At 71.6% G+C, this 19922-nt stretch carries 17 protein-coding genes; 9 read left to right on the top strand and 8 right to left on the bottom strand.

Translation table 11 applies throughout. The features are described 5' to 3' along the window. The 7 genes from QDS12_RS08470 to QDS12_RS08440 form a co-directional block, all read right to left on the bottom strand. A complete protein-coding gene (locus tag QDS12_RS08470; RefSeq protein WP_279878416.1) occupies positions 1–546 on the bottom strand; it encodes a hypothetical protein in 546 nt (181 codons plus the stop codon). After that, entirely contained in the window at positions 536–1666 is a 1131-nt protein-coding gene (locus QDS12_RS08465; protein ID WP_279878415.1) for a glycosyltransferase family 1 protein, read from the bottom strand. The genes QDS12_RS08470 and QDS12_RS08465 overlap by 11 nt, the downstream gene beginning before the upstream one ends. After that, positions 1663–3054: a hypothetical protein gene (locus QDS12_RS08460; RefSeq protein WP_279878414.1), complete on the bottom strand. Its 1392-nt coding sequence runs from the start codon at positions 3052–3054 to the stop codon at positions 1663–1665. The genes QDS12_RS08465 and QDS12_RS08460 overlap by 4 nt, the downstream gene beginning before the upstream one ends. Then, positions 3051–3911, bottom strand: a complete 861-nt coding sequence (locus QDS12_RS08455) for a glycosyltransferase (protein WP_279878413.1) — start codon at positions 3909–3911, stop codon at positions 3051–3053. The genes QDS12_RS08460 and QDS12_RS08455 overlap by 4 nt, the downstream gene beginning before the upstream one ends. Next, the gene (locus QDS12_RS08450) at positions 3911–5245 is read right to left on the bottom strand and encodes a hypothetical protein (protein ID WP_279878411.1); all 1335 of its coding nucleotides are present in this window, start codon (positions 5243–5245) and stop codon (positions 3911–3913) included. Before QDS12_RS08450 ends, QDS12_RS08455 begins: the two co-directional genes overlap by 1 nt. A gap of 82 nt (positions 5246–5327) precedes the next feature. Next, positions 5328–6437 (bottom strand): glycosyltransferase, encoded by a 1110-nt coding sequence (locus QDS12_RS08445; RefSeq protein WP_279878410.1) that lies wholly within the window; start codon positions 6435–6437, stop codon positions 5328–5330. Between the two features lie 79 nt (positions 6438–6516). Further along, complete coding sequence (locus QDS12_RS08440) at positions 6517–7794, bottom strand: sugar transferase (protein ID WP_279878409.1); 1278 nt, start codon at positions 7792–7794, stop codon at positions 6517–6519. Between the two features lie 419 nt (positions 7795–8213). On the opposite strand from QDS12_RS08440, the gene QDS12_RS08435 reads away from it, so the two are divergent. Next, on the top strand, positions 8214–9473 hold the full coding sequence (locus QDS12_RS08435) for a YncE family protein (protein WP_279878408.1): 1260 nt from the start codon (positions 8214–8216) through the stop codon (positions 9471–9473). Beyond that, positions 9470–10501, top strand: a complete 1032-nt coding sequence (locus QDS12_RS08430) for a hypothetical protein (RefSeq protein WP_279878407.1) — start codon at positions 9470–9472, stop codon at positions 10499–10501. The genes QDS12_RS08435 and QDS12_RS08430 overlap by 4 nt, the downstream gene beginning before the upstream one ends. A 254-nt stretch (positions 10502–10755) precedes the next feature. Here QDS12_RS08430 and QDS12_RS08425 read toward each other — a convergent pair whose 3' ends face one another. Continuing rightward, entirely contained in the window at positions 10756–11163 is a 408-nt protein-coding gene (locus QDS12_RS08425; RefSeq protein ID WP_279878406.1) for a cupin domain-containing protein, read from the bottom strand. A 318-nt stretch (positions 11164–11481) separates the two neighbouring features. Between QDS12_RS08425 and QDS12_RS08420 the strand changes: the two genes are divergently transcribed. From QDS12_RS08420 to QDS12_RS08390, 7 genes are all read left to right on the top strand, one after another. Then, the gene (locus QDS12_RS08420) at positions 11482–12273 is read left to right on the top strand and encodes a crotonase/enoyl-CoA hydratase family protein (protein WP_279878405.1); all 792 of its coding nucleotides are present in this window, start codon (positions 11482–11484) and stop codon (positions 12271–12273) included. Next, on the top strand, positions 12270–14258 hold the full coding sequence (locus QDS12_RS08415; protein WP_279878404.1) for an acetoacetate--CoA ligase: 1989 nt from the start codon (positions 12270–12272) through the stop codon (positions 14256–14258). Before QDS12_RS08420 ends, QDS12_RS08415 begins: the two co-directional genes overlap by 4 nt. Continuing rightward, complete coding sequence (locus QDS12_RS08410; protein WP_279878403.1) at positions 14255–15214, top strand: 3-hydroxyacyl-CoA dehydrogenase NAD-binding domain-containing protein; 960 nt, start codon at positions 14255–14257, stop codon at positions 15212–15214. Before QDS12_RS08415 ends, QDS12_RS08410 begins: the two co-directional genes overlap by 4 nt. Continuing rightward, positions 15211–16713 (top strand): long-chain fatty acid--CoA ligase, encoded by a 1503-nt coding sequence (locus tag QDS12_RS08405; protein WP_279878402.1) that lies wholly within the window; start codon positions 15211–15213, stop codon positions 16711–16713. Before QDS12_RS08410 ends, QDS12_RS08405 begins: the two co-directional genes overlap by 4 nt. 20 nt (positions 16714–16733) lie before the next feature. Next, the gene (locus QDS12_RS08400) at positions 16734–17600 is read left to right on the top strand and encodes an amidohydrolase family protein (RefSeq protein ID WP_279878493.1); all 867 of its coding nucleotides are present in this window, start codon (positions 16734–16736) and stop codon (positions 17598–17600) included. A 60-nt stretch (positions 17601–17660) separates the two neighbouring features. Beyond that, entirely contained in the window at positions 17661–18146 is a 486-nt protein-coding gene (locus QDS12_RS08395; RefSeq protein WP_279878399.1) for a MarR family transcriptional regulator, read from the top strand. Positions 18147–18221: 75 nt separating this feature from the next. Continuing rightward, positions 18222–19871 carry an MFS transporter gene (locus QDS12_RS08390; RefSeq protein WP_279878398.1) on the top strand — a complete coding sequence of 550 codons (1650 nt, stop codon included), beginning with the start codon at positions 18222–18224 and terminating at the stop codon, positions 19869–19871. Positions 19872–19922: the final 51 nt, after the last annotated feature.

Genomic DNA, 19922 nt, shown 5'->3' with positions numbered 1-19922 from the left:
TCATCGCCTGCCTCTGCGCGGGTCGGCAGGAGTCGCGCTGCTCGGCCGCCCGAAGGCCTGGGCACGCGCGAGGACGGCCGCGCGGAGCTCCGCCGACTCGCCGACGACGAACGGTGGCACCCACAGACCCTTGCGTACGCCGGCCGCCGCTTCGTCCGGGCCGGGCAGCAGCACGACGTTGGCCCAACGGGCGGTGAGGCGCTCGAGGAGAGCCGCCCTCCCCCACGTCCCCGGGCTCGGGACCAGCACCGTGGTGCGCGTGCCGCGCAGCCGCAGCCGACCGAGCAGGCCGGCGACCCGGCCGTGGAGCACCACGACCACCGCTTCGTCCCGACGCAGCGCCACCAGCCCCCGGACGAGACCACGGACGGTGACCGGCCACCCGAGCGCCCGCTCGTCGCTGGCCATGTCGCGGGCACGAGCCGCGTCCGCGTGCCCGTGCACGTGCAGCACCCGGATCGGCGCGGAGCCTGGCGAGACCCCGCTGACCGTGGAGATCCCACCGGCCACCGCCGACAGCTCAGCACCCCGTGCGTCAACCACCACGGCGTACCGCCTCGACCGCCTCGACCGTCTCCGCGGCGACGTCGCGCCACGTCCGGGCCGTCAGCCCGTGCCGCTGGGTTGCCGCACCTGTCCGTACGCCGGGCGGCCTCCTGTCGAGGGCGGCGAGCACCTCGGACCTCCAGGCGTCCGGGTCGTGCGGCGAGATGCGGACGGTGCGCGGCCCGGCGACCTCACCCATGGCCGCGTCGTCCGAGATGACGACCGGCGCTCCGAGCGCCTCCGCCTCGACGACGGGGAGCCCGAAGCCCTCCAGCTGGCTGGGGCACAACACGGCGGCGGCGGACCGGTACAACCAGGCGAGCTCGCGGTCGCTGCGGTGGCCCAGCAGGGCGACCTGCCCATCGGCCGCCCGGCGACCAACGCCGGCCGACCGTGTCGGTCCCCACGACTGCGGACCGACGACGGCCAGCGTCGCGTCGGGCCGCGCCGCCGCCACCAGCGGCCACAGCCGGAGGACGAAGTCGAGGTTCTTGCGAGGCGACGGGTCGCCGACCACCAGGACGAACCTGCGCCCGGCCACCTCGCCGACCGGTTGCCCCTCGGCCGCCAGCAACGTCGGGGAAGCGGCCAGGTGCACCACCGTCGACCTCGGATCCGCATCGGGCGCCCAGGCCGACAACCGCCCGCGGGTGGCGGCGCTGACGCACACCAGCACGTCGGCATCGGCGATCGAGGCCAGGTACGGTCGCCGCAGCAGCATCCGCTTGGCCGGGCCGAAGTCTCCTGGCCGGTCCAGGGGGTTCAGGTCGTGCACCGTGAGCACGCGGGTCGCTCGCCCGGCCCGCCGCGGCAGCAGGTGCTTGGCCCCGTGGACGACGTCCCACTCCTGCCGGAGGACCGGCAGCACCGCCGGGCCACTCCGCTCGATCACCGACCGCACGACGACGGGCAGCCCGGGGAGCACGTGCACGTGCCCGGTGCCGACCACGGAGGTCGCGAAGTCCCTCGCCTCCCTGGCGCAGAGCAGGTGCAGCTCGACATCGGGTCGAGCCGACAGCGCCCGCGCGAGCTCGACGCAGTAGCGGACCATGCCGCCGCCTGAGCCCGAAGCGGGGACGTGCGTGGCCAGCAGCAGCCAGCGCCGGGGGCGGCCGGTCACGTCGTCACCCGAGGTCGGCGGCCCAGGGCGCGGCGTACCCGCAGGGTGACGTCGGCGGCCCGACCTCGCTCGAGCCGTCGCGCGACGAGGATCAGCACGACGAGCGCCGGCAGCACGCGGCCCTCGGTCAGGTAGAGGTAGCGCGGGAGCTCGTAGAGGCCGACGAGGAAGACGGGGTAGAGCAGCATGCCGCTCGGCCGGCCGGCGCGGAGCCGCGCCCAGACCCAGCCGCACAGCACGCCGAGGGCGGCCATGAAGGCCAGCCCGCCGAGGGCGCCGAGGTCGACGAAGGGCACGCCGAGCCCCCCGGGGTTGTTGAACTCCGGGTTCCCGTACTGCTGGGTGGCGGTGAAGGCGCTCTGCTCGGCCTCGCCGCCGGCGAGGCGCCCGTAGAGGTCCAGCTGCGAGATCCCGGGTGCCGTCCAGAAGAACTCGACGACCCAGTACGGCAGCCGGCCGGGGAACCGCCCGTGCTCGTAGAGGATCGCGGCGTTGTTGTAGGCCGTCGCGTAGTAGCCGGCGAACCGGACGACGACGAAGTCCCAGAACGACGTGGCACCGGAGTTTCGGTAGAAGTTCCAGCTGCGCGTGTACTCGAACAGGGCGAAGACGGCGAGCAGCAGCGGCGCCAGCACCACGGGCGCCAGGCGGGCCGCTCGCCGTACGGCGGGCCGGGTCGCCACGGACAACCGCAGCGCGCCGATCGCCACCAGCGGCACCACCAGCTCCAACACCGCGAGCCGCTCGCTGAGCAGGAAGGCGCGGGCCAGCGCGAGCAGGAGGACGACCGCCAGCTGGCGCCGGACTCGCCGGTCGGTCCGTGTCCACGCCCGGTCCCGGCGCGGGCGCAGCAGCAGTCCGGCCAGGACCGTGTGCGCGATCCCCAGCTGGGTGAACGACGAGACCCCGGCGATCGGCGCGAACGCCGACTTGATGGAGTCGTCGGTGGAGAAGGACGTCGCTGCTGTGACGAGCACACTCGGCGGCACCCCTCGGGCGACGCCGATCGCCCCCAGCGCCAGGTAGCCGAAGAGCGTCCCGCGGAAGGTCCAGGTGGCCGCCAGGGTCATGACGGCACGCGCGTCCTCCGACAGCACGGGCCACCGCCCCCGCCACACCTCGCCACCGCGCAGCTGCCACCAGCCGGCGGCGACCACGAAGGCGACCAGGCCGAGCAGCATGAGCACCGTGAAGGAGTCGGTGAGCTCCTTCGGAGTGCGCCAGTCGGTGCGGTAACGCGCGTCGCCGATCAGCCAGGCGCCGATCAGGGAGGCCGGCAGCACGAGCAGCACAGCGCCCACCGGCGAGAGCCACCACAGCCCGAGCGGCGGCAACCGGTGGCGCCGGCGCAAGGCGCGGACAGCGGGGCGCGGCTGTTGCAGGGTCATGGTGCGGACTCTCGGGACAGGTAGCCGACGACGCACCCTCGCGCCCAGGCCAGGTCGGAACGAGCCAGGAGGCGTTGGCCGTGCGCAGCCCGCACCGGCGCGGCGACGAGCTTCCGGGCGACCAGGGCGGCCAGCAGCGGCAGCGGCAGCGCATGCCGGCGCCACAGGAGCCCCTGTCCGACGCCATAACCGGCCATCTTGGTGACGAACCGGTCGTCCGGCCGGTCGCGTGGGTCGTCGTTGTGCACCACCAGCCCACGGTCCAGGACGACGCGGGCCCCGCGGTCGAGGGCCCGCAGCACCAGGTCCGACTCCTCGCCGGACTGGGCGGGTCCTGGCGCTCCCGTGCCGATCCGCTCGTCGAAACCCCCGAGCTCCTCCACGAGCCGCCGGCGGAGGAACAGCCCCGGTGAGACGACGGCGCGGTGCACGGTCAGCCGCCCGACGGGGCCGCTGCGCTGCAGCCAGCGCAGCATGGCGGGCCGCCCGTCGGCCGTCGACACGAGCGCCATCACGCCGTCCGGCCGGGGGTCGCCATCGAAGCGATCGATCAGCGCGGGCAGTGTGGCGGGCGGGTACCAGCTGTTGTCATTGGGAAAGCCGACGAGGTCGCCCTCGGCCAGCGTCAGCCCGACGTTCCGGCCGACCGAGACACCACGGCGGGACGTCGCGACCCGCACGGGGACGGCGAGGTCGAGCTCTTCGACCGCGTGCACGGCCCGTCCGTCCGGGCTCTGGTCGACCACCACGAGCTCCGCGTCGCCAGCCGCAGGCGAGGCCTGGACCGAGCGGGCCAGTCGGACGATCTCCGGCACCCGCCCGATCGTCGTGACCACGAGGCTGAGACGCGGGGCCATCAGCCGACGTCCCGTTCCGTCCGCCGTCCCCCCGCTGGCCGCTCGTTGACCACGACGGTCGCCGCCGAGCCGTCGCCGGGCAGCTGGTCGAACGCCGCCGTCAGCTCCTCGGGTGTGGTGACGTCACGATCCACGACCAGGACCACGACCGGGTCGCACCTGCTCACCTCGAAGACGGCCGTCGACTGGGTGGCCGGAGGACAGTCGATCACGACACGCCAGCCCGCGTGGAGCAGCAACGACACGGCGCTCCCTGACAGCGCCTGCTCCATCTGGTCCCACCGCGCCGACGGGGAGACCGGCAGGACGAAGAGGTTGGAGACGGGGGTCTCGCACAGTGCCGACTCCACCGCGCTCACCGCGTCCGTCCGGGCCACGTGCAGCAGGCTCTGAGCGTCCGGAGGGAGGTTGAACCAGCGGCCTACCGTCCCGTTCCTGACGTCGCCGGCGGCGATCAGCACCGTCCTGCCGCGACGCGCGAACGCGGTGGCCAGGTTGACGGCCACGAAGCTGGCGCCGACGCCGGAGGTGGCACCGACCACGACGAGCGGGCGCGGCGCCGACATCTGCTCCACGAGCCGGGCGCTGAGCAGCCGACTGGCACACTCCAGCGGGTCGTCCGACGGCCGCTCGAGGAGCCCGTCTCGCCAGTCCTCGGAGGCGGTCGGCAGCGCCGGCGCCGCGACGGCCACGTCCGAGTCCGCGTCCGAAGCCTCCTCCTCCGACCACTCGCGCCGTGCGAGCAGGAGGGGCAGCGCGGCGACCACCAGACCGAGCAACACCCCGGCGGCCAGCCCCACCCCGAGCACCAGGGGCCGTGAGGTGGTGGGCTTCGCACCGGCGTCCCGCGCGTCCTCCATGACCGTGCCGCCCGCGGCGGCGAGAGCGTCGGCCTGGTTCACCACCTGCCTGCGATGCGCCCTGTAGGCGCTGACGGCGGCGTCAGCCGCATGGACGGCCGCCGCCCTGTTCGGCGCGGTGGCGGAGATCTGCACGACATTGGTCGACCCGACCTGCGAGGCGCTGACCGACGTCCCCGCGGGTGCGTCGCTGATGGCCAGGACCGTGCGTTCGAAGCCCCGGGAGTTGAGGTACACCAGCTGCGACTGCACGAAGCGGTCGGCCTGGTCCGTCGTGGGGCCGCTCGTGCTGCTGCCCCTGGCCAGCGCGGAGGAGAGATCGAGCAATGCGGTCGAACGTTGCGAACTGTCGTGCTGCGTCAGCGCGAGGATGACGATGACCCCCAGCATGCCGCACGCCACGCCGGCCAGCACGATGCGGCGCCGGGTAGGGACCGCTCGCGAGCGCGGCCCCGGGACACCGTGGCGGGCCATGGTCGCCGCCTCCTTCGATCGGCTGTCGGGTGGAACGTCCCCCATGCTCACCGATCCGGGGCCGCGGCGGTCCCGCTCTCGACTAGCGCGCCGTGTCGTCATAGAGCCTCACCAGCTCCTCCCCGATCTTCACTGGATTGTGCCGCGACATCACATGGGCTCGCCCTGCCCTGCCCTCGGCGGCAGATCGGGCACGGCCCGACCCGGTGAGCCTCTCCACGAGAGCGTCGGCCAGGGCGGTCGGATCCTGCGCCGGCACGACTGCTCCTGCGCTCCGCGGCAACGTCTCGACGTGCGGCGGGATGGAGCTGGCGACGACCGGGACGCCGCAGGCCATCGCTTCCAACATGACCAGGGGCTGTCCCTCCCACCTGCTCGGTACGGCGACGACGTCGGCGCTCTGGAACCATGCGACCGGATCGTCGAGGGCACCCACGAAGCACACGTCGCGAGGAGTGGGCAGGGCGGCTGCCCACCGGAGGTCGCCAGCGCCGCCGATGACGAGCCGGGCACCGGGGACGCGCTGGACGACCTGCGGCCATGCCGCGAGCAGGAGGTCCTGACCCTTCTGGCGGCAGACCCGACCCACGCACACCGCCAGCGGGCGATCCTCGGGGTACAGGCCGAGCGATCGACGGCGCGCGAGCGCCGCGGCGCGGGACACCGGGTGGAACCGTTGCGCATCGACCGCGTTGGGCAGCACCACGGTGGTCCCGGCGAGACCGACCTGGAGACCGTGCAGCCGTTCCGCCTCGCTGACGCACAAGGTCAGGCTGGTCCATCGTTGGGCCAGCAGCTCCCACTGAACAGCGAGCCGTGCCCGAGTGCCGGTCACCGCCTGGAACGACCAGGAATGAGGCTGGAAGATCGTCGGGCGCGATCCCCGAGCCGCCAGTCGACCGACCAGGCCTGCCTTGCTGCTGTGCAGGTGCAGCAGGTCCGGCGCGGTCCCGGACAGGATCTCCCGAAGCCGGGTGATCTCTCCGGCCACCCGTCCGTCGGGGCTGCGTCGGGCTCGCCACGGCGCGACCTGCGCGCCTCCTGCCTCCACCAGGGCGGCGAGGCGGCTGTCCGGATCGCACGCGACGACGCAACGCCAGCCTGCGGCCGCCGCCCACCGCAGGTGATCCGCGACCACATGGGCCACACCGGCGCTGCCGGGCTGGCTGACGATCAGGACCACGCCGGGCACGGGGCTCCCCTTCCGCGGGCGACGGCCGGTCGGGCGGCTGCCCACCACGGCGGCGACGGTCCTGATCGACGCGAGCTCATCAGGACCCGGTCCCGCGCAACACCGAGACCACCGTGCGCAGCAGGATCTTGACGTCGAGCCAGATGGACCAGTTCTCGATGTAGAGGTTGTCGAAGTACACCCGCTCGTGCAGCGACGAGTTGCCGCGCAGACCCTTCACCGCGGCGAGGCCGGTCAGCCCCACCGGCGCGCGGTGCCGGTGTCGGTAGCCCTCGACCTGGTCCTCGAACGAGTCGACGTACTCGGGCCTCTCCGGACGTGGACCGACGAGGCTCATGTCGCCCTTGAGGACGTTGAACAGCTGCGGCAGCTCGTCGAGCGAGAACCGTCGGATGAAGCGCCCGACGACGCCCAGGACACTCCGATCGACGACCGACCACTGGGTCTCCGCCTTGACGGTGGGCGGAACGGAGCGGAACTTGAGCAAGGAGAAGGTCCGACCTGAACGGCCGACCCGCACCTGACGGTAGATGATGCTGGGACCGACCTCGATGCGCACGGCGAGCGCGACCACGAGGATGACCGGGCTGAGCACCAGCAACGCGGTGGCGGAGAGTGCCACGTCCATGCTGCGTTTGACGGCGCGAGCCGTCCAGTGGTGTCCCGGTCGTCGCACCGTCTCGAGGGGCACGCCCCAGACCTCGCCGGCGCCTCGACCCAGCAGGTGGAACTCGAAGAGCCCGGGCACCACGTGGACGGCCGTCTCGGTGGTTCGCCATCGGCGCAGCTCGTCGACCAGCTCGCCGAGCATGCCCTGGTGGCCACAGATGAAGACGTCGCTGACATCGTGCCGTGCCGCCGCCCGGCGCAGCTCGCCGATGTCGTCCGCCGTCGGCGTCCTCCGGAACGTCGTCATGGATCGGCGCTGCACCAGGCGGAGCCCGGTCTCGGGGTGCTGGCGGATGCGCTCGGCCAGCATGTCGGCCCTGGCGCCCCGGCCGACGAGCAGGGCGGGAAAGACCTCGCGGCCGCGCCGACGCCGGCTCGTCACCCACCGGTAGGCCACGGCGCGCGCGACGACCACCGAGGCCAACCAGGTCTCGAGGCCGGCGCCTCGCAGAGGGAGGCTGCCGTTGCTGATCAGGGCCAGCACGGCGATGCCCGCCAGCACCCCGAGCAGGATCGCGGGAACGTCATCGATCACGGAGAGCGTGAACCGGCGACCGTACAGACCCCGCGACCCCCAGACGACCATGGCGACCAGGCCCACGACCAGGACGGTCCGGGGCTCCCCCACGGCCGTCGCCGCGACGAGCGCGAGCGTGTCACCACCGATGATCACCAGCAGACTGAGCACCCCGGAGCTCGTCCGAGGCTGTCTCACGCGGTGCGTGGGGAAGAGTCTCTCTCGCCGGGCCTGCACCTGCCTCGACGGGTGCAGCAGAGCCGCCCGCTGCGTCGGTACCTGCGATGGTCGCGTCGCGACCTCTCGCGGGCGGACATCCCGCCCGGCCGACTCGCCGGCCTTGCCCACACGCACATCGCGTGAACCCACGACGCCTACCCCCGGACTCCACATCGACGGGACCCGAAAACCACCGAAGGATTCCGACCGCCATCGTCACCTCCGCGTGTGCCCTCGTTAAAGAACCCGTGGCAAAACGGAACCAATATTCGGTATGGACGCGGGTTCCGTCCTCCCAGGAGCCACGGGCCGTCAGGTTCTTTGCAGGTAAGTCCTGCGATGCTTGGTGAGACGAGGCATCGAGGAAGACCATGCGCCACCCACCGTCCGGCCCCACGCGTCAGCTCGTGGTGCTCGCCGTGGCGCTCGCGACCGGCGTCTCGCTGTGCTCGTGCGTGAACAAGGCACCGGCCGAGCGCACGTCCTCGACATCGGCGGCACCGACCCCGAGCCCCACCCCGAGCCCCACGGCGACCTCGGGCGTCGTCGGCGCCTCGGCCCCACGGACGACGCCCCTTGCCGCCGCCCCGTTCCGCCACCCCATCCCGGGGATGCCGAGTCCCCTGCCAGGCGGGGTCTACGCCGCCGCCGGGCCAGGCATGGTCGCACCGACGCTGCGACACCAGCCACACCTGCTGTACGTCCCCGACAGCGAGATCGGCGGCCGCACCATCGTGATCTCCCCACGCACCCACCGGATCGTCCGAGTGTTGAACACCGGTTCGCTGAACCAGCACGTCACGCCCTCGTGGGACCTCGAGACGCTGTACGTCGAGGCCAGCGCGTCCAACCACCTCGCGGAGATCGACCCCGCCACCGGTCGCATGATCGGGACCGTCATGACCAGCAGGCCCTACAACCTCTACTTCACCCCCGACGGCCGCCACGCGATCGTGATGGACGAGCAGCACGACCAGATCGTGTTCAGCGATCCACACAGCCTCACGCGTGAGCACACCGTCTCCGACCCCGGCTGCCGCGGCCCGAACCACGCCGACTTCTCGGCCAACGGCCGCTACTTCCTCGTGAGCTGTGAGTTCTCCGGGGCGATCCTCAAGGTCTCGACCCTGGGCGAACGCGTCCTCGGGCGCATCCGGCTCCCGATGCCCGCCATGCCCCAGGACGTGCGACTGGCCCCCGACGGGCGCAGCTTCTTCGTCGCCGACATGGGCCGCAACCGGTTGCTTCAGATCCCCTGGCGCCGGCTCCGGATCTGGCACGCGTACCCGACGCTCGAGATGCCTCACGGCATCTACTTCAGCCGCGACCAGCGTCTCCTCTACCTGTCGGACCGGATGGCGGGTGCCGTACAGGTCTTCGACCTCGCCCGCCAACGGTTCACCCAGACCTGGAAGATCCCGGGCGGCGGATCACCCGACATGGGCGGACTGTCCATCGACGGTCGCACGCTCTGGCTGTCGGGCCGCTACGACGGCGTCGTCTACGGCTTCGACACCCGCACCGGCACCCTCATCGCGAAGATCCGCGTCCCCGCCCGCAGCCCGCACGGCCTGCTCGTCTGGCCCCAGCCCGGTCGCTACTCGCTCGGGCACACGGGGCTCATGCGATGACCGGACGACCTCTCGGCAGGCATCTGGCACTCGCTGCGGGGGCAGCGCTCGTGCTCGGCGCCTGCAGCGCGCCCGGCGCGGGCACCGGCTCCTCCGCAGCTCCCCTCACGAGGACTGAGACTCCCCGCTCCAGCACCCCGACCGAGGGCGCCGCCAGCCCGCCCGGTACGCCGTCCGCACCACGCCGACTCCGAGTCCGCTCTGCCGGATTCCGGCTCCCGACGGCCGTCGGCCGAGAGGCCGTCGCCGGCAGCGGTTGCAGTGCCGTGGTCGCGGGCGGCCTCGTGGGAGGCGACTCCTCGATCTCGAACGCATACCGCGTCGACCTGCACCGCGGCCGGGTCACCCAGCTGCCCCCGCTGCCCGTGCCGGTCCACGACACCGCCGGCGGCACCGCCGGCCGCGCCCTCGTCATCGGCGGTGGCAACTCGTCCGAGCAGAGCGTCGTCCAGGGCTGGGACGGCAACCGGTGGAAGATCGACGGCCACCTTCCGCGGCCCCGCTCCGACCTCGTCGCCGCCACCGTCGACGGTCAGGTCATCATCGCCGGTGGCTACGACGGAACCCGCCCGGCCGAAGCCGACATCCTCAGCTCGACCGACGGTCACGCCTGGAAGGTGACCGGCACGCTCCCCGTACCGGTCCGCTACCCGGCGAGCACGGTCTCGGACGGCGCGATCTGGCTTTTCGGCGGCGAGGCCGGAGGCACCCTGCAGACCGCGATCCAGCGCATCGACCCCTCGACCGGGCACGCCCGTGTCGCCGGTCGGCTGGCGGTCCGCCTCGGCCACGCCGTGGCCATCGCGTTCGGCACTCGAATCCTGATCGCCGGCGGCCGAACCGGCACCAACAGCCCCACCGACCGGATGTGGTGGTTCGACCCGCAGACGAGCGCCATCAGCAGAGCAGGACGCCTCCCTCACCCGCTGGCCGACTCGGCCGTCGCGCAGTGTGACGCCGCCGGCTTCATCCTCGGAGGCGAGACGCCTCGGATGACCGACGAGGTACTCAGAGTCACCTACAACTAGCGACCGGACCGGCGCGCGCCAGCACCGGCGTCGTCGCCCGCTGCACCCCGTCCAGCCACCGTCAGACTGCGGCAGACGCTGACATGAGTGGATGTGGCGGGAGCCGGCAGCGACGGCGTCCCTGACCGCCGGGGCGGCCTTGTCGTCGTCGATGAACCATGTCCCCAGACCGACCTTGGGGATGGTCACGTCGTTGGACGACGTGAGGTCCCGTTCAGGATCATCGGGTCTTGTTGTCCTGGGGATGCAGTCGGTCAGGCGCCGTACTCGGCGTCGGTGACGTGCTCGAGCCAGGTCACGACCTGGCCGTTCTCGTCGGCCTCCTGGATGGCGACGTGGGCCATGAACCGGTCGGGGGTGGCGCCGTGCCAGTGCTCCTCACCGGGCTCGATGTAGACGACATCGCCGGGGCGGATCTCGTGTACCTCGGTGCCGCCGATGGCGCCCCGGCGGGCGACGTAGCCGATGCCGTCGGTGACGTAGAGGGTCTGGCCCTTGGGGTGGTGGTGCCAGGCGGTGCGGGCACCGGGGGTGAACCGGACGTGCGAGCAGCCGACGGCTGACTGGTCGTCGGGGTTGCGGACGCCGTCGATGTAGACGGCGCCGGTGAACCAGTCGGCGGGGCCGGTGGCGGTCTTGCCGCCGCTCTGGGTGAACTTCATGGTGTCTCCTGCTGCTGTTGTCGGAAGCGACTCGGGCCAGGCTGAGATGAGCCGGACGGTGGCTGCCGCCGTCGCGGCCGTACTTTCGCCGGTAGGCCTCATCGATCTGTTCATGCGCCGATGCTTCGGCCGGCTCGGCGAGGGTGACGTCATGTTCGAGTCCGCCACCCCGGATGCGGGCGCTGGGGGTGGGCGGCCCCGTCGTTCATGCGGCTGCTCCTTCCGGCGAGGCCTCGGCCCGGGCGCCGGCCGAGGCGCTTGCATCGGACGCCCACCCCTGGTCTAATAATCAGGATTCCTGTTTATCTTGGAGGTCTTGTGTCACAGCCGTTCGTCGAGCTCCCGTCGACCTTGCGGGCGTCCCGTCGCGGCAAGGTCGCGATCCTGACTCTGGCGCGGCCGGAGAAGCGCAACGCGCTCAGCGACGCGACCGTGCTCGGCATCGAGCGGTTCTTCACCAGCCTTCCCTCCGACGTGTGCTCGGTCGTGATCGCCGCTGACGGCGACCACTTCTGCGCCGGCCTCGACCTGGGCGAGATGGCGGAGCGCGACACCCTTGCCGGCGTGCGCCACTCGAGGATGTGGCACCGCGCGTTCGAGCAGGTCGAGTTCGGCCCGGTCCCCGTCGTCTCGGCGCTGAAGGGCGCCGTCGTGGGTGGCGGACTGGAGCTCGCAGCCGCGACGCACCTCCGGGTCGCCGAGCGGTCGACGTTCTACGCCCTTCCCGAGGGCATGCGCGGCCTGTTCGTGGGAGGCGGCGGATCCGTCCGGATCCCCCGGCTCATCGGCGTGGCCAGGATGGCCGACCTCATGCTGACCGGTCGCCGGTACGACGCCGACGAAGGCGCCGCACTGGGCCTTTCCCAATACGTCGCCGAGGACGGGACCGGTCTCGACCTCGCGGTCGACCTCGCAACGCGGATCGCCGACAACGCACCCCAGACGAACTACGCGATCGTCCAGGCCCTCCCCCGCATCGCCGAGGCCAGCCCCCACGAGGGCTACGCGATGGAGTCGATGATGGCCGCCATCGCCCAAGGGACCGACGACGCGAAGCAGCGCATGCAGGCGTTCCTCGATGGCCGCGCCCAGAAGGTGACGGAGCGATGAGCGTTCAGACCGGTGACGTGCTGTGGCGCCCACCCGCCGATGTCGTCGAGACGACCCACGTGGGGCAGTTCCTGACCTGGCTGAGCGAGAACCGTGGCGTCGACCTGCGCGACCACGATGCGCTCTGGCGGTGGTCGGTCGACGACCTGGAGGGCTTCTGGTCGGCGGTGTGGGACTTCTTCGACGTCACGGATCACGGTGAGCGGACCGCCGTCCTTGCCGAGCGCACCATGCCCGGAGCGGTCTGGTTCCCCGGTTCGCTGCTCAACTACGCCGAGCAGGCGCTGGGCGACCACGGCGTCCCGGAGGACGCCGTCGCCGTCATGGGTCGCTCGCAGACCCGCCCCGACCTCGACCTGACCTGGCGCGACCTGCGCGAGCAGGTCGCTCGCGCCCGGCGCGCCCTCGTGGATCTCGGCGTGCGATCCGGGGACCGCGTCGCGGGCTACCTCCCCAACACCCCGGAGGCGCTGGTGGCCTTCCTGGCCGCGGCCGGCCTCGGCGCCGTGTGGACCAGCTGTGCCATCGAGTTCGGCCCGCGCAGCGTGGTCGACAGGTTCGGCCAGGTCGAGCCCGCCGTGCTGCTCGTCGCGGGCGGTTACCAGTACGGCGGGAAGCCGATCGACCGGCGAGACCAGGTGGCCGAGATCGTCGCAGAGCTCCCGAGCGTGCGCCACGTCGTCGACATCGAGTACGGCGACTGGCGCGTGCCGAGCGCCACCTCGTGGCACGAGCTGCTCGAGCAGGTGACCGAGCCGATCCACCACACCACGGCGGTGCCCTTCGACCACCCTCTCGTGGTGCTGTTCTCGAGCGGCACGACCGGCAAGCCGAAGGCGATCGTGCACGGACACGGGGGCATCACCCTCGAGCACCTCAAGAACCATGCCCTGTCGTGGGACCTCGGGCCCGGCGACGTGATGCTGTGGTACTCCACCACTGCGTGGATGATGTGGAACGCGCTCGTCTCCGGCCTCCTCGTCGGCGCCTCGATCGTGATGATCGACGGCGACCCGGCGTACCCGGACCTCGCCTGGCAGTGGCGGCTTGCCGAGGAGACCGGCGCCACCCTCATGGGCGCCAGCCCCGGCTTCGTGATGGCCTGCCGAGCCGCCGGCCTCGACCTGCGCGACCTCGACCTGAAGATCCGGGTGCTCGGCTCGGCCGGTTCACCGCTGCCACCGGAGGGATATGCGTGGATCGGTGAGCAGCTCGGCTCACGCGTCCAGCTGAACGTGGGTAGCGGAGGCACCGACGTGTGCAGCGGCTTGGTGCAGAACAACCCGCTGCTGCCGGTCAGAGCCGGGATGATCTCCGGCCGTGCCCTCGCCGTCGACGTGCACGCCTATGACGAGGCGGGCCGCGAGGTGACCGGAGAGCCCGGCGAGCTCGTGGTGACCTCCCCGATGCCGTCCATGCCCCTCGGCCTGTGGGGTGACGACGGAACTCGACTGCGCGACACCTACTTCGACACCTACCCCGGCATCTGGCGGCACGGCGACTGGATCGTCTTCGAGGCCGACGGCAGCTGCGTGGTCACCGGCCGCAGCGACGCGACGCTCAACCGGGGTGGCGTCCGGCTCGGCACCGCTGAGTTCTACCGGGTGGTCGAAGAACTGCCGCGCGTGACCGACAGTCTGGTCGTGCACCTGGAGGACCTGGCCGGCGGCAACGGGCAGCTGATCCTGTTCGTCGCCACCGACGGCGGGCTGGACGAGGCGCTGACCAGCACCATCCGTAGCGCCCTGCGCACGGGGCTCTCGCCCCGGCACGTCCCCGACCGCATCGTCGGTGTGCCGGCCGTTCCACGCAACCTCACCGGCAAGAAGCTCGAGCTGCCGGTCAAGCGCATCCTGCAGGGCACAGCGGCCTCCGAGGTGGTGAGCCGCGACGCCCTCGCCGACCCGAGCGCGCTGGACGCGTTCATCGCCCTCGCGCCAGATGCGATGCAACAGCACGACCAGAACCGAGGAGTCCGCGCGTGAGGACCGACATCAGCACCGTCGCCGTCATCGGGGCCGGTTCGATCGGTGCCAGCTGGACGGCGCTCGCACTGGCGAAGGGCCTGACCGTGCATGCCGCCGATCCGGACCCGGCCACCGAGGAGCGGCTTCGTGCCGTCGTCGCCGATCACCTCGTCGAGCTCGACACCGAGCCCACCGCCCTGGAGCGGCTGCACGTCCACGCCGACCCGGCGACGGCGGCCGCACGTGCGGACCTGGTCCTCGAGGCGGGACCTGAGCGGATCGAGGTCAAGCGCGACCTGTTCGCCGCGCTCGACGCGGCAGCCGCGCCGGACGTGGTGCTAGCCAGCAGCTCGTCGGGCATCGGCCCGAGCGCGTTCCAGGACGCGTGCCGCCACCCCGGGCGCGTCCTGGTCGCGCACCCGTTCAACCCTCCGCACCTGGTTCCGCTGGTCGAGGTCGTCGGCGGAAAGGCGACCTCCGACGAGACCGTCGAGGCGACCATGGCAGCGATGAGGTTGCTCGACCGCCGCCCGGTGCGAGTGCGGGCCGAGCTTCCCGGCCACGTGGTCAACCGGCTCCAGTCGGCGCTGTGGCGCGAGGCCTACGATCTGGTGCGGCGCGGGGCGATCACGGTCGCCGACTTGGACCAGGCGGTCGCATCGGGTCCTGGCCTGCGTTGGGCGCTGCTCGGCCCGATCGCCACCCAGCACCTCTCCGGCGGCCCAGGCGGCATGAGCCACGTGCTCGAGCACCTCGGCCCGCCGATGGTCGGCTGGTGGGACGACCTGGGCACGCCCGAGCTCACCCCCGAGCTCACCGAGCAGCTGGTCGCGGGCGTGGCCGAGGAGATGGGTGGCCGCGAGCGCGACGTCCTCGCCCGGCGGGATCGGGCGCTGCGCGAGCTGCTCGCGCTCAAGCAGCGCACCGGCCTCACGGACCTGCGCGAGCCCACCGATCAAGGCGGCCCGCGATGAGGGACAACGGGCTGGGCTCCTGGACCCGTCGCCGTGCGCGGATGACGCCGGCCAAGACTGCCCTGGTGCAGGACGATCGGTCGACCACCTACGCCGAGCTCCACCGAGCCGCCACCCGACTGGCTCACGGTCTGCGCACGCGAGGCACGGGCCGGGGTGAGCGGGTCGCCTTCCTCGGCCTCAACTCCGTCGAGATGGTGATCGCGATGTTCGCGACCGCACAGCTGGGCGGCGTCTTCGTCCCGGTCAACACCAGGCTCGCGACGCCCGAGCTCGTGCACGTGCTGGGCCACAGCGGTGCCAGCCTGCTGCTCGTCGAGGACGCTCTGGCCGCCCCGACCGCCGACCCGACGATCATCGATCTCGGCATCGACACCGTCGTCTTCACCCGCGGGGGCGGCACCGGACTCGACGGCCTGATGGCCGACGAGGATTCCGAGATCGACGAACCGATCGGGCTCGACGACCTGTTCATGATCCAGTACACCTCCGGCACCAGCGGCCGCCCGAAGGGCGTCATGCTGACGCACGGCAACGTCGTCTGGAACGTCTACAACCTGCTCGTCGACATCGACCTGACCAGCGAGGAGATCGCCCTCGTCACCGCACCGCTGTTCCACACCGCCGCGCTGAACCAGGTGCTGTTCCCGACCATCCTCAAGGGCGGAACGGCGCTCGTCGAGGCCAGGTTCGACCCGGTGCGCGCCATCGACCTGATCGAGACCCAGCGCGTCAGCCTGCTGTTCGGGGTCACCTCGATGTACCTCGCCCTGGCCGCCACCCCGCGCTTCGGCGAGGCCGACCTCGGCAGCCTGCGGCTGGCGTTGAGCGGTGGGGCGCCGATCCCGGAGTCGCTGTTGCACACCTGGCTCGACCGCGGGCTGATGATCGTGCAGGGTTACGGCCTCACCGAGGCCTCTCCCGGCGCCACGATGCTGCGAGCAGCCGACGGCGCCCGCAAGCTCGGGTCCGCCGGCACGGCGTGCTTCTTCGCCGATGTCCGCGTCGTACGCGACGGTCGCGAGACGGCGGTCGACGAGCCCGGCGAGGTGCTGGTCTCCGGACCGAACGTGTCCCCCGGCTACTGGAGGGACGACCCGGCCACGGCGGCCGCCTTCGAGGGCACCTGGCTGCACACCGGCGACATCGCCGTCCGCGACGAGGAGGGATATCTCCGGATCGTCGACCGCCTCAAGGACATGTACATCTCCGGGGGCGAGAACGTCTATCCCGCCGAGGTCGAGCAGGCACTGCACAGCCACCCCGACATCGCCGAGTGCGCGGTCATCGGGGTTCCCGACGAGAGGTGGGGCGAGGTGGGCCGCGCCTACGTCGTCCTTCGGGAGGGCACGCACCTCGACGCCGGGGCGGTCCTGGCCCACCTCGACGGGCGGCTGGCCCGCTACAAGCTGCCGAAGTCGGTCGTCTTCCTCCCCGAGCTGCCGCACAACGCCTCCGGCAAGCTCATGAAGTCCCGACTCCGAGAGGTCACCCTGTGACAACCCGCTACGAGCCACGCATCGACTTCGACGCCATCCGCGCGCTCGACGTGCACGTGCACGTCGAGGCCGACGACCACGGTCATCACTCCCTCGACGACGAGCTGATGGATGCCTCCGCGGCGTACTTCAAGGGCGCGGAGAACCGGACTCCCACGGTCGAGGACCTCGCCGCGCGCTATCGGGCCGCCGGCATGGCGGCCGTCGTGTTCACGGTGGACGCGACGACCGCGACCGGACATCCGGCCCTGTCCAGCGAGGAGATCGCCGAGTCCGCCGCTGCACACGCCGACGTGCTGATTCCGTTCGGATCCGTCGACCCCCACCAGGGCGAAGCCGCGGTGCGGCGTGCCCGGTTCCTCGTCGAGGAGCACGGGGTCCGCGGGTTCAAGTTCCATCCGAGCCTCCAGGCCTTCTCCCCCGACGACGCGACCTTCACCCCGCTCTGGGCCGCCCTCGAGGAGCTCGGCGTGCCGGCCCTGTTTCACACCGGTCAGAACGGCATCGGAGCGGGGCTGCCGGGCGGCCGAGGCATCAAGCTGCGCTACTCCAACCCGTTGCTGCTCGACGACGTCGCCGCTGACTTTCCCGCCCTCACGATCATCCTCGCCCACCCGTCGGTGCCGTGGCAGGCCGAAGCCATCTCGATGGCGACCCACAAGGCGAACATCTTCATCGACCTGTCCGGCTGGCGGCCGAAGTACTTTCCTCCCGAGCTGGTGCGCGCGGCGGGCGGAATGCTGCGCCACAAGGTGCTCTTCGGCAGCGACTACCCACTCATCACCCCCGAGCGCTGGCTGGACGACTTCACCGGCCTGGGCATCGACCCGGCGCTGCTGCCCGGCATTCTCAAGGGAAACGCCGCCGGCGTGCTGGGGCTCGCCTGAGCGCCTCTACGATGGTCCGACGATCGCGCCGGTGAGCCCCGGCGTGCAGGAGGGCAGCGAATGACGGATACCGCCGAAGCGACCGACCGACAGCAGGTCGCCGCCCCGCCCACCCTGCTCTACCTGATGAAGCAGGTCGAGCTCGCCGTCCGCGCCGAGCTGGACGAGCTCGCCCGCCCGGTGGGCCTCACCGCTCTGCAGTACACCGCGCTCACCGTCCTCGAGCGACATCCCGACCTCACCGCTGCCCATCTCGCCCGTCACTCCTTCGTCACCGCGCAGAGCATGGCCGACATGGTGACCGCCCTGGCTGACCGGAAGCTGATCGAGCGGCACCGCGATCCCGCCGACCGACGCCGGCTGGTGATCGCGCTGACCCCCGAGGGCGAGCGGCTCCTCGACCAGCTGCGCCCGCAGGTCGCCGCCCTGGAACGTCAGATGCTCTCGCTCATGAGCGACGTCGAGGCCGGAGAGCTGCGTCGCAGCGTGGAGCTGTGCCGGCAGGCGCTGCGGCGACCCGATCGTCGAACGGGCGACGCGCCGTAGCCATCGGCTGGGCGGAGGGGATTAATCATCAGGAAACCTGTACATCAGGTTTCCGATGTGGTTTGCTTCACATCCATGAGTACGAACGTCGCAGCCTCCAACGCCCCGGCGATGCTGCCCCGATTGACCACCGGCACCCTCGTCGCCGCTGTCGGCGCCTGCTTCGTGGCCCAGGTGGGTGTCAGCATCCCGGCCGTCATCAACGGCTACATCAACCAAGATCTCGGCACCACCTCCACCCAGCTGACCTGGGTCTCGGACGCCTTCCTGGTGCCGGTCACCCTCTTCGAGCTCTCCTTCGGCGTCGTCGGCGACCTCTTCGGCCGCAAGCGGCTGCTCGCCATCGGCTCCCTGCTGATGGCCATCGGCGGCCTGTTCGGCTTCTTCACCCCGGACGGCGGCACCGGTGTGCTGCTGACCGGCCAGGTCATCGCCGGCCTGGGGGCCGCCGCGATCTTCCCGACGTCGGTCGCGATGATCGCCGCGGGGACGCACACGGTCCGCGACCGCGCTCACGCGATCTCGATCTGGGCGGCCGGGCTGACGGCCGGCGGCTTCATGTCACCACTGATCGGCGGCCTCCTGGCCGAGATCGACCACCCCGGCGGCGAGTTCGCCAGCTGGCGCTATGCGTTCCTCGCCATGGCCGTGATCGCAGCGGTCAGTGCCCTGGTCACGCTCCTCGTGGCGCAGAACTCCTCCTCCCCGATCGGCCGCTCGCTCGACTGGCCCGGGCAGATCACCATCGCCGTCGCGCTCTTCGCGCTCCTCTACGGCGTGATCCAGGGCGCGGAGGACGGCTGGGGCAGCGGTCTGGTCATCGGCAGCTTCGTCGTCGCGGTGGTCTTCCTGATCGCCTTCGTGCTCGTCGAGCAGCGCGTCGACAAGCCGCTGATCCGGCTGGACCTGTTCAGCAACCGGATGTTCACGGTCTCTGCGGTGGTCACCGTGCTCGGCATGTTCGCCTACCTCGGAACCGCTTACGCCACGAGCATCCGGCTGTCGGCCATCCTGGAGTACTCCCCGCTGAAGACCTCGATCGGCTTCGTCCTGCTCAACATCATGGGCGTGGTGCTCTTCCCCGTCAGCACCAAGATGCTGCAGCGCTACAACCCGGGCTGGGTGCTCGCCGCGGGCATGGCGCTCATCGGCATCGGGGACGTGGCCCTTGCCGCTCTTCCCGCTGCCACGCATCCCTCGATCGCCTCCATCGCCCTGCCCCTGCTCGTCGTGGGCGCCGGCTTCAAGACCGCGGTCACCGCCATCACGGTCGTCGCCGTCAACAGCGTGCCGACGGACAAGGCCGGCATGGCCAGCGGCGCCACCAGCATGCTGCGCGACTTCGGCCTGACCCTCGGTCCCGCGATCGTGGGCGCGATCGCCTTGACCAACGCCGCCAACGCGATCAGCGCCAAGGTCGCCGCGTCACCCAAGCTGCAGGACGCCGTGGACGCCTTCAACAGCTCCAAGGAGATCCCGCCGCCGGTCAAGGGTGCGGTCAACTCCGGTCCGCTGGGCGCCAACGCCATCCCCAACCCGCCCAACCCGCTCAAGGACGTCGCCTTCCACGCGTTGTCGCACGCCTACTCGATCGGCTACCTGGTCTGCGGGATCGCGGCCCTGGTGGCCGCCGCGATCGCCGCACTGATGCTGGGTGGCCGCCACCACACGGCGACCTTCGTCGCCGCCGACGAGGCGTCGGAGCCGGCTCGGTCCGACCGCTGAGCATCATCTTCCGGATGGCGGGCGCCGACTGCGGTCGGTGCCCGCCATCGT

The sequence above is a fragment of the Nocardioides sp. CER19 genome (genome assembly GCF_029846275.1).
Taxonomy (GTDB): domain Bacteria; phylum Actinomycetota; class Actinomycetes; order Propionibacteriales; family Nocardioidaceae; genus Nocardioides.
This window is presented reverse-complemented; position numbering and strand designations above follow the sequence as displayed.